The sequence below is a fragment of the Bacillus sp. Leaf49 genome, assembly GCF_001426125.1.
GTDB classification, from domain to species: domain Bacteria; phylum Bacillota; class Bacilli; order Bacillales; family Bacillaceae; genus Bacillus; species Bacillus altitudinis.
Genome location: NZ_LMRK01000025.1, coordinates 37,172 through 60,789 on the forward strand (window position 1 = coordinate 37,172; position 23,618 = coordinate 60,789).

Genomic DNA, 23,618 nt, shown 5'->3' on the forward strand with positions numbered 1-23,618 from the left:
GCTCGATACACTATGAAGAGGTGATCTAAAGATGATAACCATTAGTTTATGTATGATTGTGAAAAATGAAGAGGAGGTTTTGGCTGACTGCCTGTCTTCTGTTCAAGACATTGTAGATGAGATGATCATTGTTGATACAGGATCAACGGATCAAACGAAGAACATTGCTCACTCCTTTTCAGCAAAGGTACTCGACTTTGAATGGGTCCAGCATTTTGCAAAAGCACGCAATTTCGCTTTTTCCCATGCGATAAAAGAGTATATCCTATGGCTGGATGCCGACGATGTCCTACTTGAAGAGGACCAGCAAAAACTGCTTCAGCTCAAACAGACGCTTGATCCCGCAGTAGATGCCGTCTCGATGTTTTACCACGTTGGATTTAGTGAGGACGGTCAGGTGAATTTTAAATATAGAAGAAATCGGCTCGTCAAGCGTGCCTTGAACTTTCAGTGGTATGGGGCCGTTCATGAGTTTCTTCAGGTGTATGGAAACATCTTACCGGCTGATATCGCCGTCACCCATCAAAAGCGTAAGAAAACAACCGCTGGAGAGCCTGGACGCAATCTGCGCATTTATGAAAACATGCTTGCAAAAGGCGAAGAGATGACGCCTCGTGATCTCTTTTACTTCGCCAATGAATTGCGAGATAACAAGCAGCATGTGAAGGCGATTCGCTTTTATCACAAATTTTTAGCCACAAAACAATGCTGGATTGAAGATGAAATTCGCACATGCCAAAATTTAGCTGACTGCTATTATGCAGTCGGTTTTGAGGAAGCCGCCTTATCCTCCTTATTGCGATCCTTCTTATATGATCAGCCCCGTCCAGAATTTTGCTGCCGGATTGGGGATCATTTCAAAGCACAAAATAAATACAAAGCGGCCATCTATTGGTATGAGCAGGCACTGAAAGCGCCTGAAATTGAAACAGCCTTTACACTAACACAATATAAAACATGGTATCCTCACCTTCAGCTTTGCTATTGTTATTATCAGCTTGGTGATTTGGCTCAAGCCAAAACCCATCATCTTGCATCCTCAGCCCATTACCCAACCCATCCGAGTGTGCTGTACAATGAAAAAATATTTGCAGAACAAACGTAAATCTCCTGTTATCACATCCGCCTGTCACATGCCGGCGGATGTCTTTTGATACACATTAGCCTTTTGTGACATTTAACACTTTAGTGATTTAAAGCGTTTTTCAACCAATTGACTAAATTGTCATTTACGCATATACTAACATTCGTCTTACGAAAAGATTTATCCATTAGGAGGTCGACATGAGTTCTTTATTTAGAAAAAAGTCTCTCGACCAGCTCATGCTTGAAAGTCAAACGAAGCGGCTGAGCCGTTCTTTGAATACATTTGATTTAATCTTGCTTGGCATTGGCTGTGTGGTCGGGACTGGAATTTTTGTGATAACGGGGGTTGCGGCTGCGAAAGATGCGGGACCTGCGATTATTATATCTTTTATTTTGGCTGCGATCGCATGCGCCCTTGCTGCTTTTTGCTACGCTGAATTTTCCTCGTCCATTCCAGTGTCAGGAAGTGTCTATACGTATTCTTACGCAACACTTGGAGAATTCCTCGCCTTTTTAATGGGCTGGGATTTAATGCTTGAATATGTTGTTGCGCTCTCTGCTGTGGCAAGCGGATGGTCATCCTATTTTCAATCACTGCTCAGTGGATTTGGTCTGCACATACCGAAGGCTTTATCGGCTGCACCCGGAGCCGCTGATGGGGCCATCTTTAACCTGCCAGGCGCACTCATTATTTTACTCATTACCTTTATTGTCTCAAGAGGCGTAAAAGAGAGCACAAAGCTGAATAACATCATTGTGCTCATCAAAATTGCCATTGTCCTCCTCTTTATCATTTCAGGCTTTGCTTACGTTAAACCTGAAAATTGGACACCTTTTATGCCAATGGGCTTCCATGGCGTGATTGCTGGAGCGGCCACTGTCTTTTTTGCTTACCTTGGATTTGATGCAATCGCTAATGCATCTGAAGAAGTTAAAAACCCACAAAAAGCGATGCCGATCGGAATCATCGGTGCGCTCGGCGTTTGTACGATTTTATACATCGGGGTTTCATTTGTCTTAACAGGCATGGTTCACTACACGAAGCTGAATGTCAGTGACCCTGTCGCTTTTGCTTTACAAGTGGTTGGCTTGAACAGTGTCGCTGGTATTATATCGGCAGGTGCTATTATCGGGATTACGACAGTGTTAATTGCACTTGTCTACGCTCAGGTTCGTTTAACCTTTGCCATGAGCCGAGATGGACTCATGCCGAAAATCTTTTCAAACGTTCATCCAAAATCGAAGACACCGGTTGCCAACACTTGGCTGACAGGCGCTGTTGCGGCATGTATCGTTGGATTCGTCAACTTATCAACACTTGCTAATTTAGTCAGCATCGGTACACTTGCGGCCTTTACGGTGATCTCGATCGCTGTGATCATACTCCGGAAAAAACATCCGAATATGAAAACAGCGTTTAAAGTACCCTTTGTTCCTGTCCTTCCCATCATTAGTGCGGTCATTTGTATGATCTTGGCTGCCACACTGAAATGGGAGACATGGCGAGCCTTCCTCATCTGGGTAGCCATAGGTGTCGTTGTGTACTTCACCTATGCAAGACGCAAAAGCCATCTGAATCAAACACAATAGAAAAGAGACACGGGGTATCCCGGTCTCTTTTTTGTTTAAATCACACTGTTTTTCACTGAATTCGAATCCACCATATCTGGATCGAGTACGCTTGAAATCGGAATGACAAGCGGTGAACAATCTCCATTGTCCTCACCAAAACCCTGGTTCAATTTCATCGAGAGAAAATAATCGATCTGCTGATAAGGTCCTAGCGTCAGTGATGCCCCCCGATCCATTGCATTGATTTTAAAAGCACCGACATTGACGACTGAGGGTGAGAATAACATCACACATCACTTCCTTGGAATAGGTTTAGCTGCTGGCGAAAAAGAGGCAGGTGAGTCCACTTGATCTCGATCATCTACATGGCTCTTTGTTCCGACAAAACCGCTGGCATCTCCAAAATTCTGTCCGTACCCCTGATTTTTTTTATCTGAGTTTTGCCACTCTGCTAACAAATTTTGTCCGACATTCACCGCCGACGCATTTTCAAAGGAATTAATTTTTAACATGAAAATATTAATATTGATATACGGAGTTGGTTGAACCACAGATAAACCTCCTTTTTATAGGTATATGCGAGCACCCATCAAGTATGTTAACAGGAGGTCTTCACATGGACTTCGAAAAAATGAAGCAGTGGATGGACATTGCCCAGCAAATGCATGGAGATGATTTTTGGAAAATGATATTCGATGATGAGCAAAGATCTCCCTTTATGGCAAATGGTCCGTCTCCCTTTACATTCTCGCAGCAAGATCAGCGAGGAACAGATGCATCGTTTCCACCAGTCGACATTGTGGAAACCCCTACTGAATTTCAGTACTTAATTTATCTGCCTGGCTACCGGAAGGAAGATGTTCAGGTGCTGTCATATGGTGAATATTTAGTTGTAAAAGGACAGCGTTTTTCCTTTTTTAACGAACAGGATTTTCGCCAAAAACAAGGGAAGTATGGTCCGTTTGAAAGAAAAATTCGGCTCCCAGATATGATTCTTGGTCAAATGAATGCGGCCTTTAAAGACGGCGTGCTATACATTCGCCTGCAAAAGGATGAAGGAAAAGCAACTGCGATAATCATAGATGACGAATATTGATACTGACTGCGTCTATTAGATCACGATCATCAATCGTTTCAATCGGCAAGATCGTGATCACGCCATCGGCATTTTGTTCACCAAAACCATTGTTTCTTTTGATCGTCGAGCAGTGATTTCGTACGATCGTCGAACCGAATGTCATCGTGGACCCTGTACCAATCGTATTCGTCTTCATATGTGTAATCTGAATGCGTGTAGGCAGCATGCACTTCTCCCCTTTCATGTATCTCTATAAGTATATACCGGGCAGCTTTTCCATAGACTAGAGCAAGGCGAAAGAAAAGGTTGTGGTCCACTTGAAACATTTCATTCAATCACTCTTTAAAAAAACCGAAGCCAGTCCATCCCCATCTGTCGTCGAGCTGGAAAAAAGACTCACCGCTCTTGAGCAGAAAATGTCTGCACCTGCTCCGCCTGTCTCGGAGGATACGCACATTCACATTGAATCACTGCATGTGGACAAAATTGACTACCATTTAGAGTTTGGTGAGCTTTCCATTGATCAGCTTAAAGGTAGACTCAACATTGGAGCCACCTATTACACGCCAAAGGACCCGCACCTCAAAAAGGCAGCTTCAGTACCGAAGCCAAAAGAAACAAAAACACCAAAAGTCTCCATTCGATCAAAGTCTTCATCTCAGCACGACCGGAAGCCAGAAATAAACCGCAAGCACAATCGCTACAATACTGATCACATTTAGCCAAAAGCCAGCCTTGACCATATCAGATATTTTCAGCACGTCCGCACTAAAGACAGCCGCATTTGGCGGTGTGGAAATTGGCAACATAAACGCACATGAGGAAGCTAACGCAGCCGCAGCCATTAAGCCGTACGGCTCCATGCCAATTGCAAGTCCAAGCCCTACTGTAATCGGAATGATCATGTTCGCAACTGCTGTATTAGACATAATTTCGGTCATAAATAAAATAGAAGCCGTTAAAATAATTAGCAGCATGAGGTAAGACAGCCCATTTAAATGCTGTAAATTTTCCCCGATCCATCCTGTTAGATTCGTTTCCGCAAATCCTGTAGCGAGCGAAAGCCCGCCTCCAAACAAAAGCAAAAGCCCCCATGGCAACTGCTTCATATCCTGCCATTCTAGTATTCTCTCTCCATTTGTCGCTGGAATGAGAAATAACAGCATCGCCCCAAAGATTGCGATCGACGTATCCGAGACAGGAAGCCCGCCAAACAAAAAGATTTTAAAAATCCATAAAAAAGCCGTCATAAGAAAAATAGCAAAAACCCATTTTTCTTCTTGTTTCATTTTGCCTAAATCCTCTAAACCCTTCCGTATAAACGCTGCTCCCATTTCCCCTGTGTGCTCTACCTTGAACTGTATCTTGGTCAAATACAGAAATAAGAGAATGAGCAGAACAGCCGCCACCGGAAAACCAAACAAAAACCATTCAAAAAACATAATTTCTCGATCTAACAGCTTTTTTGACATCGCTGCAAAAACAGCATTTGGCACAGACCCAACGAGTGTCGCCAGTCCGCCAATAGAGGCTGAATAAGCGACCGATAATAGGATGCTTTTACTGAATCGGTCAAGAGATGCACCAGACAAAATATCGTTCGCCTTCACCTCTTTAATCACAGCCAGTGCCACCGGCAGCATCATCAGTGCTGTGGCTGCATTTGAAATCCACATAGATAAAAAAGCTGTTGCCATCATAACCCCTAATACAATGCGGTCACTTCTTGTGCCAATGATGTTTAAAATATGTAAGGCCATTCTTCTATGTAAATTCCATTTTTCAATGGCGATGGCAATCATAAATCCGCCCATGTACATAAAAACAATCGGGTCTCCATAAGCTCTTGATGTTTGCTCCATCGATAGCCCGCCAAGTGTTGGCAAAAGGATGATGGGCAATAAAGAAGTAGCCGGTATAGGCAAAGCTTCTGTGACCCACCATGTCGCAGTCCAAGCCGTAACGCCCAGTACCACTCTTGCTGCATAGGTCAATTCACTTTCTGGAATGAGCAAAAAAATAAGCAAAAAGAAGATCGGTCCAAGAACAAGTCCAGTCAGATTCACTTTTTTATAAACGATCACAATTCCTCCTCCATGAAAACGCTTTTAATTTTTTCTAATTTTTCACATTCGATGATCACATAAAAAATCCTTTAAATCATAAGAAAAAATGAAGAGATCCTTAAGCAGCAGCTGTGTCTTGATTCATATTTCCACTTCATGTCTTGGTCTATTTTCATAGGAGAAACTATACAAATCCTACACAGTAACTGTAAACTATAGAGGATCTAATCAAAAATTGAGGTGTTTTCATTGTATACAGATCAACGAAAATCATTTTGGAAACAGAAAAAAGTCATCATTCCCCTTCTTAGCATCATCGCGATTGCTGCTGCTCTCTTTTTCTTAAAAGATACGCTTTTCTCCAAAGAAAAAGAGGCGCTGAAAGCCGCTGAATCCTTTACGAAACATCTGGAGAAAAAAGAATTCACAAAATTGGCAGATGAGGTCACAAGCGGCTCTCTGAAAGCCAATGACTTTTCTAAAAAACAACTTGCCGTAAAATACGATCATATCTTTAGCGGCATCGGTGCGAATGATCTAAACGTCTCAAACGTCAACGTAGAAAAACAGGACAAAGGAAATGGGTATCAATTCACCTATGAAGTCACGATGAAAACGTCACTTGGAAAACTGAACAAACTCTCTTACAAAGGTGTTCTCTCCGAAGAGGATAACGAGTGGAAAGTAGACTGGAAACCAAATCTCATCTTCCCGCAAATGGAAAAGGGTGACACCATCAAAGTGACAACGGATCCTGCGGTACGCGGAAATATTGTAGATCGAAAAGGGCGCACGTTAGCAGAAACAACTGGTGGACACGCACTTGGCATCATCCCTGGAAAGCTCGGGACAGGTACGGAAAAAGAAAGCAACATCAAAAAAATCAGCAGCGCTTTTGATATAGATGAAGAGCTGATTCAAAATCAGTTGAAACAAGCATGGGTCACAGATGACACATTTGTCCCGCTAAAGTCTATGTTAGAGCAAAAGCCGATTCCAAAGGACATAAATGGCGTCACCTATCAAACGAAGGAAATGCGCTACTATCCATATAACGAAGCCGCTGCTCATCTGACAGGCTATGTGGGAAAAGCAAATGCGGATGATATCAAAAGAAATCCAGCTTTAAAGGCGGATCAAATCATCGGCAAAACCGGCCTTGAATTCACATTTGACAAGAACTTAAGAGGACAAGATGGCGGAAGCATCCTCATTATCCATGATGAAACAGGTATTGAAGAAACATTACAAAAAACAGACCGAAAAGACGGAAAAACAGTCAAACTGACCATTGATGCATCTTTACAGAAAAAAGCCTATCAACAGCTGAAAGGTGAAAAAGGGGCTGTCACCATTATGAATCCATCATCAGGTGATTTATTAGCGCTTGTTAGCACCCCTTCTTACGATGTCAATTTAATGACCAACGGGATCACGCCTAAACAATACCAAGCATACAGTGAAAATCCTGATCTCCCATTCCAAGCTCGGTATGCGAGCAGATATGCACCAGGATCTACATTCAAAACCATTACAGCAGCGATTGGACTGGAAACAGGTGTCACAAAACCTAATAAAGTGCGCACCATTCATGGACTGAAATGGCAAAAGGATCAATCATGGGGAAATTATCGCATTACACGGGTTCATGACAAAGAACAAGTCAATATGGTCGATGCCCTCGTGTACTCAGATAATATTTATTTTGGACAGGAAGCCCTTGAAATCGGCAAAGATACTTACGAGAAAAAAGTGAAAACATTTGGGTTTGGCGATGATTTAAACATGCCGTTCACAATGAAACCGGCACAAGTGTCTAACGACGGGATTCAATCAGACATCTTACTCGCTGACTCTGCATATGGCCAAGGAGAATTACTCATGTCTCCAATTGAACAAGTACATGCCTATTCTCCATTTGCAACAGGAGGAAAGCTTGTGTACCCTCGAGTCATTCAGAATGAAAAAACAGCATCACCAAAACAGATCATCAAAGAAGATACAGCAAATACGGTGAAGGACGCACTAACTCAAGTCGTCACCAATTCAAACGGAACCGCTCACTCGTTGCAAATAAAAGGGGCTGATATAGCCGCTAAAACGGGAACAGCGGAACTAAAGAGCAAACAAGGTGCGACAGACGGTACTGAAAATGGATTTTTACTTGCGTTTAATCCTAAAAAAGAAGATTACGTCCTCGTCGGCATGATTGAAGGTGTGAAAAACCGTGGAGGCAGTGGACTTGTCATTCAAAAAATGAAGCCTGTCATCGCTTCTTTCTATAAATAACCCTTAAGAGACACACGCTCCATCAAGCGCATGTGTCTCTTTTTTTCTAAATCATGACAATTTGCTATTGTTTTATAGTTCACCTTATGAATAAAATGAGAAGAATGAAAAAAGAAACAAGTTGAATGAAAGGAGGAAGTCTCATTGGCTATTGCTGCTCAAACAAAGAATAAACCTCAAAAAACGGTCACCGGTTCAACGGTTTATCCTATTTTATTGATTATTGGTATTTGCCATATGCTCAACGACACATTGCAAGCCGTGATTCCTGCCATGTTCCCTATTTTAGAACGCTCAATGGGGCTGACCTTTACTCAATTAGGGCTAATCGCCTTTACATTAAATATGGTCTCCTCTGTCATGCAGCCTGCGATCGGGTGGTACACAGATAAACGGCCGATGCCCTATGCACTGCCTATCGCATTATTTTCAAGTGCTGTCGGCATTTTCGGCCTTGCGTTTGCGCCATCATTTGCGACCATCCTACTGTGCGTCGTCTTTATTGGACTCGGCTCTGCGATTTTCCATCCAGAGGGCTCACGGGTTGCCAACATGGCAGCTGGTCCTAGACGTGGTCTTGCTCAATCTATCTATCAAGTCGGTGGAAATACAGGTCAAGCCTTTGCTCCGCTAATCGCTGCATTAATGCTCGTTCCTCTCGGTCAGCCAGGTGTGGCTTGGTTTACGATTGTTGGAATGATTGCTGTCGGTTTCCTTCTCTATATTTCGAGATGGTACGCAAGAAAGCTTCAAACCATTCGAGCACAAGCGAAAAAAGCGCCTGCAAAAGCAGCAAGATCTGAACTTCACCGCAAATCAGCGCTCACAGCACTTGGCATTATCGTCTTTCTTATTTTCGCACGTTCTTGGTATGGAAATGCGATCTCGAATTTCTATGCGTTTTATGCGATTGAGCAATATGGTTTGACGATTAAAGAATCACAAACTTATATTTTCTTATTTCTGATATTGGGTGCGATTGGGACATTTTTAGGCGGGCCGCTTGCAGACCGCTTCGGCAAGAAAACCGTCATTTTAATTTCCTTATTAGCATCCTTTCCGCTTGCCCTGCTTCTCCCATTTGCCGGACCAGTTTTTGCTTATGTTTTACTTGGACTCATTGGGATCATTCTGACCTCAAGCTTCTCTGTCACCGTGGTCTATGCCCAAGAACTATTTCCCGGGAAAATTGGCACAATGTCTGGTTTAACTGTTGGGCTTGCGTTTGGTATGGGAGCGATTGGATCCGTTGCCCTCGGCTCATTAATTGATGCAGTCGGTTTAACGCCTACCATGATCGGTGTCGCCTTTTTACCGATATTAGGCATCCTAGCCTTCTTACTGCCAAGCGATCAGACCATAGCGAAATGGAATGAATCATAAAAGGTAAAAACCGCTCAATAAATGAGCGGTTTTTTCATATCTCATAAAAATGCGTGTCCGGAACATGCTTCTTTGCAATAAACCCCTGCTGAAAGTCTGGAAAGACCTTTTGCACCTGTTTAATTTTCAGATGAATCAAATCCGCATACGGAATATACAAATGATCCACCAGCTTTTGTTCTGTCATATAGTAATACCAATTCAGATTAAAGTTCTTTTCATCAATGATCGTAAAGGCAGAAAAATGATAGAACAGCAGTGGACATTCATCGAGGTACATATCTCCTTCCACAACGGAAAGCTTATAGTTTTCAATATTCCAAATCGCTGCATTGGCACCTTTAGATGCCACCACATGGACACCCTCAAAATCATCGACCCATCTTTCAACATACCGCTGATCACCATATGTCTTTTTTTCCGTATCCATTTCTACTGTACAGTGCGCAATACAGTTCTCTTTCCACTGCGTCACAGCCCGTTTGGCCACATCTGTGTTTCGGCAACCTACAAACCCCGTATTAAAACGGCCGGATAATTCATAAAAGTGATAGAATCGCTTGGAATTCATATGATCTGTCAAAAATACATGAGCGAGTGGATTTTCTGCAAATATCGCCTCTGGATCATGATAAAAATATAAATCCGTATCCAAATGAGCGAGATAATCTGCATCAGAGGACTCAAGAATTTTGAGTAGAAACGCAGGCTTAAGCGTCCAGCAATACTCGTGGAACGTACGATCCGCCTTTGCTTTTCGCAGCGAATCATCTTCCACATCTTCAAGCTGTTCATATTGGACATGTGGATGAGGAAACTGACTTAACACCTTGTAAGCCAAAGGATCAGCACATAAGACAGAAAGTTTGTATGATTGAGCCGTCTGCTCAAGTGAATGAATCAGTGCCAGCAGCTTAAATACATGGGTATTCGACACAATGGTTGTGAAATGATAGGATGCCATCTACAACACATCCACTTGGAACAAGTCAACATGCAGCAGCTCTTTTGTGAGCCCTTGAATGGCCTCTGCCAGCACCGTGCATCCATGTTCCTGCTTGGCAAGCTGGACCGCCTCTGACAGCTTTTTCAAAGGGAAATGCTTTGCCGTCAGCACGTCCTTTTGATCACGTTTAATGCCCACATTCCGCTCTGTGATCATATGAAGCAGCTCCAAAAAATAAGCGAGCAGATCATCATATGCTTCATTCTTACGCAGCTGGCGAATGTCTTTCACGATATCATTTGTCACGGTATGAGAAAATGGTCCAGAGAAAGCCAAATGAACATCAATCGAATCAATATTGTTGTACTTCTCGCACATATACAAAATGTTATATTTGATGTCATCGAATGACGTTAAATTACTTGGATGTTCCTGATGCACACTTAAAATATCCTCACGCAGCTCAAATGAGAGGCCAAGCTGATGCAGACGAATGCCTAAATCATAATCCTCAAACCCGTATCGAACGATTTTTTCATCAAACATCCCTAGTTCCATAACATGCTTTCGCTTGACGGAAGAGTTATTTGTGATAAAAAATCGCCACGGCAATTGATAAGAACTTAAATCATAGTCGTACGTGTTTAAAATGTCTTTCAGGATATCAATAAATTCGGACTGCAAGTCGAAGCTTCTCTCTAGAAATGCGCCGCTTTTCACTTCCTCCATCGACACAAGAGACGTTTTGTCTTTCATTTTCCGCTGATACAGCCCTTGTTTTTTTAATCGTTTCACATGATCTTGATCAAAACCGGTGTAAAAATAACGGTAGATTCGCTTCCAGCATACACCGCAAATGACACGGTCCTCATGATCAGCATGTGCCTCTGCGTGCTTTTGAATAAATTGGGGCTCTGCCAACATATCGCTGTCATGAAATATTAAGAGATCTCCCTCTGCCTCACGAATGGCATGATTGCGCCCCTTGGCAATTCCTTGATTGACAGGAATACGCACCTTTTTGAATGGAAAGTTCACCTCAATGTTTTCGAGCATTTCCATCGTGCCGTCCGTTGACCCATTATCAGCAACAATGACCTCAAATGGAATATCGGTTTCCTGAAGCGTTAAGGAAAAGAGGCTCCCTTCTAAACGCTCTTTCGCATTATAACTCGGAATAATGACGCTGACCTTCGGCTTTTCATTCATGCGCCATCCTCCTCCAGTTTGGCATAGCCGTTAAACATCGGATTGACTTGTTCTACCGATTCAATCACATGACGCAGCACTTCCCGATAGGCTTCTTGGAAAAATGGCAAGTCATCTCTTCCTTTTTCATGGATTTGCTGCATATCATCTTTGCTTAAGATCCGAAAACCACTAAAATGATAGCAAATGAGTGGGCTTCCATCCTCAAGCAAAATACGTCCATTCTCTTCCTGATAAGAATGCTGGCCATAATTCCAGTGACCAATATTCACACCCTTTGTTTGAATATCTTCTACTCTTTCAAACAGCATCGGCATATGATCCAAATACCCTTGATCGCCAAATTTTCCTTCTCCAGGCGCATTTTTGCATTCCTTTAGACATTCTTCTTTCCACCAGCTCAGGCACTTCCGGCCGGCTTCATCTCCTTTAAAATGGAGGAATCCTGAATTGTAGCGCCCTAAAAGTTTCTGAAGCATCTTCACTTCTTCTGGATCAAAGCTTGGAATGACAATATCCCCTCTTGATAGAAGCACAGACGCATCAGGCTGGTTTTGAAAAATCACTTGTGGACTCTCATAAAAGAACAAATCCGCATCAAGATACGTCACTTCCTCCGCCTGGTCCTGCTTAAATAGCCACTCAATCCAAATCGGTTTTAATGTCCAGCAATATTCCGAATCATTTCGTTCCTTTTTGATCTCTAGAAGCTCAGGCGTTTCAAGCTCACGCACATGAACAAGATCGACATGCGGGAAATTCATTTGATGAAGCAAATCAAATGCAGCATCATCCATACATAACGTCTTGATGACAGCATCATCTTCTACTTGCTTCAACGATAAGAAAAACGCAATGGCTTGATAAAGTCTTCCACTTGATAGAACCGTACAATATATGCTGTTCATCTGTATACACCTCTATTTTTGAAAGAATTCGCGATACCATTCAATTGTCTTTTCTAACCCTTCATCAATGGAGTAATCAGGCTTCCAATCAAGCAGCTTTCTCGCCTTTTCTGCTGATAAATATTGATGCTTAATCTCATGCGTTCCTTGATTCAAAATACGAGGTTTTAGTTCACTGCCCATCGCCTTTAAGATTTTATCAACGAGCTCAAGCACAGTCAGCTGAATTTCATTACTAAAGTTAAATGCTTCTCCTGCAAGCCCTTTTTCCTCCATTTTTTCAGCTAGCAGTAAATAAGCCTTGACCGCATCTTCAATATAGAAATAATCACGGATAAAGGTTCCGTCACTTCTAATTTCTGGCGCCTTTCCCTCTAACACCAGCTGGATGGTTTGCGGAATGATTCGGTTAAAATTCAAATCCCCGCCTCCATATAAATTACCGCAGCGCGTAATACAAACCGGAAGACCATATGTGTTGTAGTACGTGTGAGAAATTAAATCTGCACAGCTTTTTGACACATCATATGGGTGCTTACCGTTAAGCGGCATGTCTTCATCATAAGGAAGCTGCTCTTGATCTCCGTATGCTTTATCACTTGATGCCACGATCACTCGTTTGATAAGCGGCTGCCTTCTGCACGCCTCCAGCACATTCCATGTTCCTAAAATATTGGCTTCAAATGTAGAGACCGGGTGACGATTTGCGACCCCAACAATCGCTTGGGCGGCCAAATGAAAGACTGTATCAATCTCATATTCTCCTAACGCACGTTCTATCGTTTGCATGTCCTCAAGTGCGCCTTGGACGACATTCATCTTTTCAAATTGACTGCCTTGATATAAGTTCGATCTTGGCACCTGATCACGTACAAGCCCTGTTACGTTTGCTCCTTGATCAATCAATTCCTTGACGAGGTAACTCCCTAACAATCCCGTACACCCGGTCACAAATACGTTTTTCCCATTCCAAAATCCGCTCATGCTGTCACCAAACCTTCCATGGTTGTTTTCCATCTGCCCACATGCCGTTGATTTCTTTCAAGTTTTTATACGTATCAATTGCTGTCCAAAATCCGTGGTGCTCATAGACTGCAAGCTCTCCATTATTCGCCAAGTTTTGAAGAGGCTCTGCTTCGAACACACATTGATCATCATCTGTTAAATAATCAAAAACCTTTGGAGACAACACAAAAAATCCTCCATTGATCATCCCGATACTGTCTGTCTTCTCAGAGAAGGATTGTGCCATCCCGTTATACACCTTCAGCGTGCCGTACTGTGATTTCTTTTCAATTCCTGTGACAGTGGCAGCTGCTCCAAGCTCTTGATGGCGCTTGAGCAAATGAAACATATTGATATTGGCAAGTCCGTCCCCGTACGTCATCATAAATGTCTCATCACCAATATAATCCTGTACCTGCTTTAACCGCCCGCCTGTCATCGTATTCTCACCCGTATCTAAAAAAGTGATTTTCCAGTTCTCCGAATTCCCTAAAAGCTTCATTTCTCCTGTCGACATATCCAGCTGCATGCTGTGATGCCGCCAGTCGTAGTTGAGAAAATACTCTTTGATTTTCTCTCCTTTATATCCAAGCAATAAGATAAACTCGTCTACACCGTAATACTGATAGATTTTCATAATATGCCATAGAATAGGCCGATCTCCGATCATAGCAAGTGGTTTAGGAAGCGCTTGTGTGACCTCACTCATTCTCGTTCCCTTTCCTCCGCAGAGAATGACTGCTTTCATCTTCTCCCCTCATCTCTCTATGAAAATTTTTGATTGAAAACCCTATCTTCATGCGGAAAATCAGTACATGTACCCTTATACTTTGTCCGACATCAGGTTTTGAATCTACTCTATTCATATGTCGGAATAAGAGAGGGTGCCACCTAGCATTTAACTATTTTTCACAAATATTTTAATATTTGATTTTTAAGGTTATTTTAAGGTTATTTACCTATTTTTATATTGATTTAATTTAACATGAGTGGTTTAATTTAACTATAGGAGGGATTTTTTTGAAAAAAATTATTTTATCAAGTATTGTAATACTAGTTTTCACATTAGGATTAGGAACAAAGACTTATGCTGCAAGTGATATGACTGGTACAGAGTATGTGCATGTGACCACTACTAAAAGCAAAAAGACTTCTTTTACACATACTGCCACAAATCCAAGTAATAAAACTGATAGAGTTAGTTATTCGGTAAGTACTACAAAATCTACGAATGCTGACTTCAGTGCTTCTTATACTTTAAAGCTTATGGTTCACGAGGTCGGAATAAAAACCCAAATCGGCTTAGGACTATCAAAAACAGAAAAAATCACAATGACTTGGTCCATACCACCTAAAAGCACATATAAACTGACTGCTGGCACTAAGTTTGTAAAAGAATCAGGCGTCATAAGAAAATGGAATGCAGGAAAAATTTTAAGCTCTAAATCGGTATCAGCGAAGTGGTCTTATGGAACATGGAGTAAGAAAGTTAAAAAATGAATTTAGAAAAAAAATGGATCACTTTTTTTCTTTTGATGTTGATAGTTAGTCTATCAGGTTGTCATAATATGAAAACTCAAAAAGAAGATAGTGATGCAATTGCACTTCCTTTAGAAGAAAACTTTACACCTCCCAATTTTGAAATAAATAAATTCAAAATTAAAACAAGTCCATTAGGAGTAGAATATTCAATTGACTATACTTTACGAAGCAAATTGCATTTTGTTCTAAATGTGCACAATAGCGAATATTACTTTTTAATAAACATACCTGAAAAAATATCTGCTATTATTAAAGAGCAAGAAACAGATTTGATTCCAGGACAGAGGACTTTTAGTTTTAATCAATTAAATTATAACATCACCTTTAATTTGCAAACATCTCGTATGTTATCAATTAAAGAACAACAAGAGATTAAGACAAATAAAGAAGGTTACAGCTTTTACATTCTAAATCATGAAAAAAGACCAATTCATTTTTTTGATGATATTGAACTTTTATATGAATCATCTAAGTGATAGAATACAAAAAATCCATCTTAAAAATAGATGGATTTTTTGTATTCTTACTCAAAGTTTAAATTGTATATTTTCAGGGTAGATGGTATGATAAACATGTGCATATACAGCACAAACAGCCTCTTTCAATAAAGAGACTACTAGATTGAATGAACTCAAGTGGCAGCTTGCTTCATTCTGAATATGAATCACGGAGGTGAATTCCCATGGCACAAAATGTACTTTGTGAAGTGAACTCTTGCCGTTTTTGGGCTGACAACAGCTGTACAGCCTCTACAATTAAAATTGGTAAAAGCACAATGACTGACGTGACTCGCAATGCTGAAACGGATTGCGAAACATTTGAAACAAAATAATACATGATTTTCTGAGATGAAGGAACTGGCAGGTTCCTTCTTTTCTTTTATCATTCTATCAAGAATGATAATTATTATCAAGCGTTTTTCACGAAACATTTCTCGGGAAATAATGACACGATATTTCTCCATTCGTTGACGATTTTCACTCCTTTTTCTATACTCAACATATCCAAAGAAGAAAAAGTGGTGACCAATCAGTGGATTTTACGATACGTTTTCTATCATTCTATGTGGTTGAAATAGAAGGCAAAGAGGAACAAGCAAATAAACGGTTTAAACATTACCAAACATTAGACCAAGAAGAATTTGAACAAAGTGAACTGAAGGACTTTCTAGACGGTGAGCTTAAAAAAATCGTCAAACGAAAAGTGGACAGACACCCTAAGTCTGAGCAAGTACCGACTAAAATTGGCCGATTTATTGTTGAACCTGGGCATGAACTCGATTCAAATCCAAACTACAATTTATTTCATCAGACGAGATTTGCAGATACAAAAGAAGTATTTAACGAATGCAGTGAACAATTTGTTCGCACCTATTTAGATACAAGTGCTGTCAGAGGCGGCGTGTTTTTGGTTGCATCTGCGGTTCCTAAAAAGTATTTCGATGACTCTTTTGTCTTTATCATGAAATGCGATTTTGAACAGAAAGTCGCTTCTATTGCTGATACATCTACCTTGATCAAAAAAGTAGAAATGGCGATTACAACAAAAAACATGAAATCGATTCAATACCCGTTTATGCCAGAAGAGGGCATGACAGAGGAAGCCGAAGTGAAAATTCACCAATCCTCACACGCTCGTTATTTTGAAGACTTTCTGAAATTCGTCGAATACGGAGAATCGATGCCTGAAATCATGAAATCACAGGTCATGAATATGGTGCAGGAACATGTATTTGAAACATTTCAGGATGAAAGTGAAGAATTAAAACAATTTGAAGAGGACCTTGAAATATGGGAAGCAAGTGAAAAACGGGAGATTCGGGAAACACTCGATACAGAACAGGTCACGCTAGCGGCTTCACACATTGTTGAACAAACCCCTGATATCACGATGAAGATGCGTCTAGGCGAAACAGAAATTAAAGGACTTTTAGCCGACTTCGGTCACTCGATTCATATTGCAAAGGTCAACAATCGATATGTCGTGCTCGTTGAAGCAGATCAAATTGTATTTGAAAAAGGAAGCACACCTGTTGAATTCCATAAACCCAATGGCTTGAAAGAGGTCGTCAGCCAACTCACGCAAAAAGCCTATGATTCAGACTTAGAATAAGAGAATATGACTGCCTCCTGCGATTAGCTGCATGAGGCAGTTTTTTATATAACGCTTTATTTCTTACACTGCACTAGAAGAAACATGCTGCCCGCTTCTTATCCACATGCTGACGAGCATTAAACTTATGATAAGCATCAGCCAAAAGACGCTGTTTGTTCCGAAAAACTGGATCAACGTATACCCACACAAAGGTCCTAAAGCTGCCCCCATATCTTGAACAAAAGAATAACTGGCGAGAAAGCGGTTCTTATCTGTTTGAGCAGAAGCTTTTTGAAAGGCAAGTGTATCGGTGAACGTTGTGACAATTGTTGCCATCAGTTGCATCAAAAGCAGCATCAATAGGAACCAGCCGCTTACCTTCAGCATGATCACAAGAAAACTGAGCCCTCCAAATGAAAGAAACATCCAGCATAACATTCGTTCCTTCATCACAAGACGATCAAACCATTTGCCCGTTCTCGGTGCGAGAAATGGTTCCCATCCCCACCTGAGTGCTTGAATAACACCGCTTAAAGCCGAAGCTCCGATGACAAAGCCAAACAGAGTCAATTCATCTTGGTCAATCTTTGCTTCAATGACATGACTCAGCGTGGATGCGAATAAACCTTGGATGATCAGTGCGATCAGCATGCCTGTTATCAGTACTTTTACCACATCTCGTGTAAACCACTTCTGTTTGATGCCATGATACACCTGCGTGCCTTCTCTCTTTTCAATTTCATTCAACGATACATAAAAAATGCAGCCCATTAATGTGAGTAAGCCAAAGACAAGCGTCATGGACTGAAAACCGATCAAGCTGGCAAGGATTCCACCAAATAACATGCCAAATAAACTGCCAAGCCGGTAAAGCCCATTATAAAGACCCGTCAAATGTCCTTGTGAGCCTTCGTCCATTTCAGCCAAGACCCTCATCCCACTCATACGGAGTAACGTCCAAGCGAGACCCCATGCACAACGGCAAATCAATAGCAGCCAAAATCCACTCATACCATATAATATCGTGGTCACTGACGCGATCAAAATTGCGATCAGTACACCGGTCTTCATTGGGATATATCGATAAAGCCACCATACGACAGGTGCTAGCGGGATACGAATGAATCGGTTGATAGACAGCAGTAACCCCACCTCCCAAATGGATGATAAACCAATCTCTTTCCAATAGACCGGGATAACAATATAGAGCATTGAATCCCCAATAAGGGCAAATGCTGTGATGAGCGAAATTGACACCACTTGCTTTTGACGACGATCCATTTTTTCTTCCCCCTTCGCTACCTTTACGATAAGGGATACCTTATAATAAATCTAATGAATGTTTTTGATTGAATCATCAAAATAATTGATAGGCGGTGCAAAGATGAATTTACATGCCCTCCGTATTTTTGCAAAGGTAGCCGAAACAAAAAGTGTCACACAAACGGCAGACGTGCTGTCTTTGACACAGCCGGCTGTGACAGCACAATTACGAAGCATTGAACGAGAGATCGGCTTTCGTCTTTTCAAACGAAACGGCCGGGGGATTACCCTGACGGAGATGGGGAAGATCCTGTATCCATATGCCCGGCAAGTATTCGAGGCGGAAAAAGAAGTAGAATATCAGATCACCCTTCTGCAAAACGGAAAAAAAGGAAGACTCAGAATTGCTTCTACCTACGTACCACTTAACTTTTTACTGCCTGATTGGCTTGCCTCTTTTAAAACAGCATCGCCACAGACAGACATTGAATTAAAAAGCGGAAACTCCGCTCAAGTGATCGAAAGCCTGCTTCAATATCAATCAGATGTGGCGATCGCCGTAATAGAGGATCTGCACCACGAAGATCTTCACACCTCTCACTTAACTGATTTAAGTTATGACTTTATCGTGCCTGTGGATCACCCGTTAAATGGACAAACTGTCCCCCTAGAACGCCTAAGCCACGAACCCTTTTTAATGCGAGAAGAAGGCAGTTCGACGAGAGACAAACTTTTTTCCCTTTTTACCGCTAAAGGAATTAAAAAACCGACCGTTGATTTACAATTCAGTGGTGTCCACGAAGCCATTCAAATGATCAAAGCTGGCTATGGCATTACCCTTGTTCCTCGTGACGCTGTTCAGCGAAGCTTAGAACGTGAAGAGATTGGGCGCGTGTATATCGAAGGAATTGACATTATCAGACCTGTTGTGGTCTGCAAACGGGCGAATGACCTTGAGGAAAATAGGACGGTGAATACTTTTCTGCAAATGAAAGACATCGGACCCTTTATAGCACCTAACTCCAATTAAAAAAGTGCCTGCTTCAGCAACAGGCACTTTTTCTATTCGGATGGCTGAACAAGATCAAATGGGACCGCTTTTGAGGCTATCACTAATTGTTCTGGTGTGATGAGTATTTCATTTCCCCATTCTCCCGCTCCAACGCCTAATCTCTCTTCTTCTAATAGCGATGCTTCGATAATCGTGCGGAACCCTTCAGGCTGCCAACAAAATGGCGGAATAGAGCCAATCCGATAGCCTGTCACTTCAAGCACCGTGTCTGGTGAAGCCATTTTGATATTGCGAGAGCCTGCGGCTTTCTTTAGTTTCCCTGATTTGATGTGCTGGTCAGCACCAACCATTACAAGCAGCTGCTCCCCTTCCCCTGTTTCAAAGATCAATGTCTTGATCATTTGTCTTTCTCTAAAACCAAGTGCTGCAGCTACATTCGCTGCGCCCTTCTCTGTGTCGGCAGAAAATGTTTTGATGTCATACGAGATGCCATGCTTGTCCAAAAAGTCATGCGCTGGTAATTTTTTCAATGAATTGAACCCCTTTCCTTACGATGTTCTTTCATTTAGCTTATCACAATCCTCTCATCCTTAAGATGTATTTTTCAATGGAAAACCTCTGCACACTTCGCCAACATGCTATACTGAACTTGTTTTTGAAAAGGAGTCGGTTGGATATGGGAAATAAGTTTTGGTTTTATACAGGCAGTAAAAGCCTTCTCATGCTAAGTGATATTCTATTTTTGATGACAGTCACATTGGTTATTTATCAAGATACACAATCTGTCGCGTATGCGGCTGTATTTCCGCTCATAAGAACACTATGTCAGCTATTGGCTGGGCTCCTCTCTCCTGTTTTGACAGAACTCTTTCAAGCCAAGCGTCTATTGAAATGGGTCCCTCTTTTACGTATTGGAATGCTCGTCGTATTCACGACCCAATTTGATTTCTTTCAGCAGCACCTGATCTGGCTGTTTAGTGCGTTCGTATTGATTTCCATCACAGGCGGGTTCATCAGCCCTTTATTACAGGCCATCATGCCGATGCTTGTATCAGCAAATCAGCTTGTGAAAGCGAACAGTACAGCCTCCGTTTTTTATCAATCTGTTCAAATCGCCGGCTATTCGTTTACTGGAATGCTCGTCCTGTTGATTGGTCCATTTTATTTAATGTGGGCCTCTTGTTTCATGATTGTGTTGTCCTATCTATTGATCATCCCTGTTTTTCCTCTACTCAAGCAAGAAGACACGGTTCAAAAAGAAAATAAGATGAACGGGTTCAAGGATGGCTGGAAGATCATTTGGACAAACAAAACGGTTCGCATCCTGACTTTCATGGATGTTAGTGAAAATATTGCAGGTGCTTTGTGGGTCGGACCGGTTACGCTTGCCTTTGTCACACTTGTTTTAAATGAAGGTGCGGAATGGTGGGGATATATCAATGCCGCATATTATATAGGTGCCATTATAGGCGGACTCATGGCTGCATGGCTAAGTCAGTTTATTCAAAAACAACTTCTCCTCTTTATGGCAGCGGGCTCTTTTATTTATGCAGTGCTGACGATCCTATTTTCACTAAACAGCCTGCCATGGCTTGCATTGCTGCTTTGTATTTTAATGGGGCCTGCCTATCAAATTCGGGATGTTTCGCAGCAAACCATCCTCCAAACGGAAACGCCAGTCCATGAGTTATCAAAGGTGTATTCGGCTCAATACGTTCTCTCTTCTATGTCTGTCAGTTTATCTATTTTCTTTGTTGGATTAATTGCGGATACATTCGGAGCGAGATTTGTGTATTTGTTAGGCGGACTGTTTGTACTCATCTGCTCAAGCATTGCCATCACCACTTTCATGATGCAGAAAAAAAGAGCGGCTGTTTAAGGCAGCGGCTCTTTTACTTTTCTTTTAACATCGCAAACATGTCACGCGCCATTGCTTCTAGGATATACACAACGGGTGTCTGTGTAGTAATGTTGGCTCTATGGACTCGTTCGTCTGTAACGTAATAAGCAATATTTAAGTCAGAAATACGAGAAATTGTACAGTGCTGATTGTTTGTAATACTAATGATCGTGCTGCCTTCTCTTTTAAGTTTCGAAATATGATCAATCGTAATACTGTTCTCTCCTGATACCGACAGCACAATGGTGACACTATTGTCTAAATACTGCATATTCATCGGGAAAAACGGATCGTTGATGTAAAACGAAAATTTCTCCAGACTTGAAAAGTACCTTGCCCCATACTGCGCCAAAATACCAGAACTGCCCGTCCCAATAAACAGCACATTCTTTGCATCCGCAATGAGCTTCGCTGCCTCTTTAATCTTCTCCTCAAAATCTCCTTTAAGTGTCCGTTCGATAAATTCATACAGGAAATGCTGCGTGCTTTTCAAAGAAGGTGTTTGTTCTGCTTCTAAATACATTTTGAGCTTCACCTTAAATTCGGAAAAGCCTTCACAATTCACTTTTCGACAAAAGCGAAGGACAGATGAGGTCGATATATGTGCGGCATCTGCCAAATCACGAATTCTCATATAGACGACTTTTTCACTGTTTTCCATAATGTATCGGTATAAAGCGCTTTCTAGTTCATTAAAGCTGGAAATGACCTCACTTGAAAACATCTGACTTCCCCTTTCTCCAACAACATGACACAACACGTTTCTTTTATGTAACAAATCTCTAAATAGGGCACCCTTGCCTAAAGACGCTGAAACCGTTTACGCATAAGGTACTCTCACGATAAGCTATAGATGTACAAACAAATGATAAAAGATTGATTCACTCTATTATAACATTGTGCGTTACATTATTCGGAGGTGCAGAACATGGCAAAAGGATTAAAGGTTGTCACAATCGGCGGAGGATCAAGCTATACACCAGAACTTGTCGAAGGATTCATTAAACGGTACGAGGAATTTCCAATTAGCGAACTTTGGCTCGTCGATATCGAAGCAGGTAAAGAAAAGCTTGAGATCGTCGGAAATCTTGCAAAACGCATGGTGAAAAAAGCGGGACTTCCAATCGAGGTTCATTTAACTTTAGATCGCCGGAAAGCACTGGTAGACGCTGATTTCGTCACAACACAATTCCGCGTCGGATTACTGGAAGCACGTATGAAGGATGAACGCATTCCTTTAAAATATGATGTCATTGGTCAAGAAACAAACGGTCCAGGCGGTCTATTCAAGGGGCTGCGCACCATCCCTGTCATTCTTGAGATTGTGAAAGATATTGAAGAATTATGCCCGGATGCTTGGCTTGTGAATTTCACAAATCCAGCTGGTATGGTCACAGAAGCCGTACTTCGCTATTCAAACCATCGCAAAGTCGTTGGACTATGTAACGTACCAATCGGCATTCGCATGGGCATCGCCAAAGGACTTGATGTCGACGCAAGCAGAGTCGAAGTCAGCTTTGCTGGATTAAACCATATGGTCTTTGGACTGAACGTGTTCTTAGACGGCAAAAGCATCATGGATCAAGTGATCGAAGACATGGCAGATCCAAACTCCACCATGTCCATGAACAACATTCAAGCCATTCCGTGGGATGCAGATTTCTTAAAAGGGCTTGGCGTAATCCCTTGTCCGTACCACCGCTACTACTACAAAACAAGTGATATGCTGGCTGAAGAAAAGAAAGCAGCAGAGAATGAAGGAACTCGTGCAGAAGTCGTCCGTGCACTAGAAAATGACCTGTTCGAGCTTTACAAAGATCCTGATCTTGATATTAAGCCGCCACAGCTTGAAAAACGAGGCGGTGCTTACTACAGTGATGCAGCATGTAACTTGATCGCATCCATTTATAACGACAAGCATGACATTCAGCCTGTAAACACGATCAACAATGGCGCCATCAGTGACATTCCAAATGATTCTGCCGTTGAACTGAACTGTGTCATCACAAAAGACGGCCCAAAACCAATCGCTGTTGGTGAAATGCCGGTCGCTGTCAAAGGACTTATTTCTCAAATTAAATCCTTTGAACGTGTAGCCGCTGAAGCAGCCGTGACAGGCGACTACAACACAGCACTTGTCGCCATGTCCATCAATCCGCTCGTCCCATCAGATGCCATTGCAAAAAGCATCCTAGATGAAATGCTAGAAGCACACAAAGACTACTTACCACAGTTTTTCAATAAAGTAGAAGCATAAAAAGAAGC

At 41.8% G+C, this 23,618-nt stretch carries 25 protein-coding genes; 13 read left to right on the plus strand and 12 right to left on the minus strand.

The window, feature by feature from the left end; genetic code table 11:
* Window positions 1-31 precede the first annotated feature (31 nt).
* Complete coding sequence (locus tag ASG46_RS18720; RefSeq protein ID WP_056705604.1) at window positions 32-1,105, plus strand: tetratricopeptide repeat-containing glycosyltransferase family 2 protein; 1,074 nt, start codon at window positions 32-34, stop codon at window positions 1,103-1,105.
* Between the two features lie 179 nt (window positions 1,106-1,284).
* A complete protein-coding gene (locus ASG46_RS18725; RefSeq protein WP_008344176.1) occupies window positions 1,285-2,676 on the plus strand; it encodes an amino acid permease in 1,392 nt (463 codons plus the stop codon).
* A 35-nt stretch (window positions 2,677-2,711) separates the two neighbouring features.
* Here the strand turns inward: ASG46_RS18725 and ASG46_RS18730 are convergent, their stop codons facing one another.
* Both ASG46_RS18730 and ASG46_RS18735 read right to left on the minus strand, forming a co-directional pair.
* On the minus strand, window positions 2,712-2,945 hold the full coding sequence (locus ASG46_RS18730; protein WP_008344178.1) for a hypothetical protein: 234 nt from the start codon (window positions 2,943-2,945) through the stop codon (window positions 2,712-2,714).
* 6 nt (window positions 2,946-2,951) lie between these two features.
* On the minus strand, window positions 2,952-3,209 hold the full coding sequence (locus tag ASG46_RS18735; protein ID WP_008344180.1) for a hypothetical protein: 258 nt from the start codon (window positions 3,207-3,209) through the stop codon (window positions 2,952-2,954).
* Between the two features lie 65 nt (window positions 3,210-3,274).
* Between ASG46_RS18735 and ASG46_RS18740 the strand changes: the two genes are divergently transcribed.
* On the plus strand, window positions 3,275-3,754 hold the full coding sequence (locus tag ASG46_RS18740; protein ID WP_008344182.1) for an Hsp20/alpha crystallin family protein: 480 nt from the start codon (window positions 3,275-3,277) through the stop codon (window positions 3,752-3,754).
* Here the strand turns inward: ASG46_RS18740 and ASG46_RS18745 are convergent.
* Window positions 3,735-3,962: a hypothetical protein gene (locus tag ASG46_RS18745; RefSeq protein ID WP_056705606.1), complete on the minus strand. Its 228-nt coding sequence runs from the start codon at window positions 3,960-3,962 to the stop codon at window positions 3,735-3,737. The two genes, ASG46_RS18740 and ASG46_RS18745, sit on opposite strands and share 20 nt — an antisense overlap.
* Before the next feature lie 82 nt (window positions 3,963-4,044).
* On the opposite strand from ASG46_RS18745, the gene ASG46_RS18750 reads away from it, so the two are divergent.
* Complete coding sequence (locus tag ASG46_RS18750) at window positions 4,045-4,458, plus strand: hypothetical protein (protein ID WP_224559728.1); 414 nt, start codon at window positions 4,045-4,047, stop codon at window positions 4,456-4,458.
* Here the strand turns inward: ASG46_RS18750 and ASG46_RS18755 are convergent.
* Window positions 4,390-5,820 carry an SLC13 family permease gene (locus tag ASG46_RS18755; RefSeq protein WP_045034452.1) on the minus strand — a complete coding sequence of 477 codons (1,431 nt, stop codon included), beginning with the start codon at window positions 5,818-5,820 and terminating at the stop codon, window positions 4,390-4,392. The two genes, ASG46_RS18750 and ASG46_RS18755, sit on opposite strands and share 69 nt — an antisense overlap.
* A 231-nt stretch (window positions 5,821-6,051) precedes the next feature.
* Between ASG46_RS18755 and pbp4 the strand changes: the two genes are divergently transcribed.
* Together pbp4 and ASG46_RS18765 are read left to right on the plus strand one after the other, a co-directional pair.
* Window positions 6,052-8,091 (plus strand): penicillin-binding protein PBP4(5), encoded by a 2,040-nt coding sequence (pbp4, locus tag ASG46_RS18760; RefSeq protein WP_045034451.1) that lies wholly within the window; start codon window positions 6,052-6,054, stop codon window positions 8,089-8,091.
* A gap of 144 nt (window positions 8,092-8,235) precedes the next feature.
* Window positions 8,236-9,474, plus strand: coding sequence for an MFS transporter (locus ASG46_RS18765; RefSeq protein ID WP_041506635.1), 1,239 nt, complete (start codon window positions 8,236-8,238; stop codon window positions 9,472-9,474).
* A gap of 34 nt (window positions 9,475-9,508) precedes the next feature.
* Here the strand turns inward: ASG46_RS18765 and ASG46_RS18770 are convergent, their stop codons facing one another.
* Genes ASG46_RS18770 through rfbF form a run of 5 tightly spaced genes read right to left on the minus strand, consistent with a single transcriptional unit; the run spans window position 9,509 to window position 14,290 of the window.
* Complete coding sequence (locus tag ASG46_RS18770; RefSeq protein ID WP_056705613.1) at window positions 9,509-10,438, minus strand: putative nucleotide-diphospho-sugar transferase; 930 nt, start codon at window positions 10,436-10,438, stop codon at window positions 9,509-9,511.
* Window positions 10,439-11,629: a glycosyltransferase family 2 protein gene (locus ASG46_RS18775; RefSeq protein WP_056705616.1), complete on the minus strand. Its 1,191-nt coding sequence runs from the start codon at window positions 11,627-11,629 to the stop codon at window positions 10,439-10,441.
* Window positions 11,626-12,537 (minus strand): putative nucleotide-diphospho-sugar transferase, encoded by a 912-nt coding sequence (locus ASG46_RS18780; protein ID WP_056705620.1) that lies wholly within the window; start codon window positions 12,535-12,537, stop codon window positions 11,626-11,628. The genes ASG46_RS18775 and ASG46_RS18780 overlap by 4 nt, the downstream gene beginning before the upstream one ends.
* A gap of 12 nt (window positions 12,538-12,549) precedes the next feature.
* Window positions 12,550-13,521 carry a GDP-mannose 4,6-dehydratase gene (locus ASG46_RS18785; RefSeq protein ID WP_025092661.1) on the minus strand — a complete coding sequence of 324 codons (972 nt, stop codon included), beginning with the start codon at window positions 13,519-13,521 and terminating at the stop codon, window positions 12,550-12,552.
* 4 nt (window positions 13,522-13,525) lie between these two features.
* Window positions 13,526-14,290: a glucose-1-phosphate cytidylyltransferase gene (gene rfbF, locus ASG46_RS18790; RefSeq protein WP_045034448.1), complete on the minus strand. Its 765-nt coding sequence runs from the start codon at window positions 14,288-14,290 to the stop codon at window positions 13,526-13,528.
* Between the two features lie 272 nt (window positions 14,291-14,562).
* On the opposite strand from rfbF, the gene ASG46_RS18795 reads away from it, so the two are divergent.
* From ASG46_RS18795 to ASG46_RS18805, 4 genes are all read left to right on the plus strand, one after another.
* Complete coding sequence (locus ASG46_RS18795; protein WP_052320981.1) at window positions 14,563-15,042, plus strand: hypothetical protein; 480 nt, start codon at window positions 14,563-14,565, stop codon at window positions 15,040-15,042.
* Between the two features lie 68 nt (window positions 15,043-15,110).
* Window positions 15,111-15,560: a hypothetical protein gene (locus ASG46_RS18800; RefSeq protein WP_123766726.1), complete on the plus strand. Its 450-nt coding sequence runs from the start codon at window positions 15,111-15,113 to the stop codon at window positions 15,558-15,560.
* Between the two features lie 206 nt (window positions 15,561-15,766).
* A complete protein-coding gene (locus ASG46_RS20825) occupies window positions 15,767-15,916 on the plus strand; it encodes a DUF1540 domain-containing protein (RefSeq protein WP_008344201.1) in 150 nt (49 codons plus the stop codon).
* A 200-nt stretch (window positions 15,917-16,116) separates the two neighbouring features.
* The gene (locus tag ASG46_RS18805) at window positions 16,117-17,196 is read left to right on the plus strand and encodes a DUF3900 domain-containing protein (RefSeq protein WP_017360425.1); all 1,080 of its coding nucleotides are present in this window, start codon (window positions 16,117-16,119) and stop codon (window positions 17,194-17,196) included.
* A 63-nt stretch (window positions 17,197-17,259) separates the two neighbouring features.
* On the opposite strand, the gene ASG46_RS18810 is transcribed toward ASG46_RS18805, so the two are convergent.
* Window positions 17,260-18,459 carry an MFS transporter gene (locus ASG46_RS18810; protein ID WP_045034446.1) on the minus strand — a complete coding sequence of 400 codons (1,200 nt, stop codon included), beginning with the start codon at window positions 18,457-18,459 and terminating at the stop codon, window positions 17,260-17,262.
* Window positions 18,460-18,562: 103 nt separating this feature from the next.
* On the opposite strand from ASG46_RS18810, the gene ASG46_RS18815 reads away from it, so the two are divergent.
* A complete protein-coding gene (locus ASG46_RS18815) occupies window positions 18,563-19,471 on the plus strand; it encodes a LysR family transcriptional regulator (protein ID WP_045034445.1) in 909 nt (302 codons plus the stop codon).
* A gap of 32 nt (window positions 19,472-19,503) precedes the next feature.
* Here the strand turns inward: ASG46_RS18815 and ASG46_RS18820 are convergent, their stop codons facing one another.
* Window positions 19,504-19,983 carry an aminoacyl-tRNA deacylase gene (locus ASG46_RS18820; RefSeq protein ID WP_056705623.1) on the minus strand — a complete coding sequence of 160 codons (480 nt, stop codon included), beginning with the start codon at window positions 19,981-19,983 and terminating at the stop codon, window positions 19,504-19,506.
* Between the two features lie 146 nt (window positions 19,984-20,129).
* On the opposite strand from ASG46_RS18820, the gene ASG46_RS18825 reads away from it, so the two are divergent.
* Window positions 20,130-21,332 (plus strand): MFS transporter, encoded by a 1,203-nt coding sequence (locus ASG46_RS18825; protein WP_025206889.1) that lies wholly within the window; start codon window positions 20,130-20,132, stop codon window positions 21,330-21,332.
* A gap of 13 nt (window positions 21,333-21,345) precedes the next feature.
* Here the strand turns inward: ASG46_RS18825 and ASG46_RS18830 are convergent, their stop codons facing one another.
* Window positions 21,346-22,077: a MurR/RpiR family transcriptional regulator gene (locus ASG46_RS18830; protein ID WP_017366780.1), complete on the minus strand. Its 732-nt coding sequence runs from the start codon at window positions 22,075-22,077 to the stop codon at window positions 21,346-21,348.
* A gap of 204 nt (window positions 22,078-22,281) precedes the next feature.
* Between ASG46_RS18830 and ASG46_RS18835 the strand changes: the two genes are divergently transcribed.
* Window positions 22,282-23,610, plus strand: coding sequence for a 6-phospho-beta-glucosidase (locus tag ASG46_RS18835; protein ID WP_056705626.1), 1,329 nt, complete (start codon window positions 22,282-22,284; stop codon window positions 23,608-23,610).
* Window positions 23,611-23,618 lie beyond the last annotated feature (8 nt).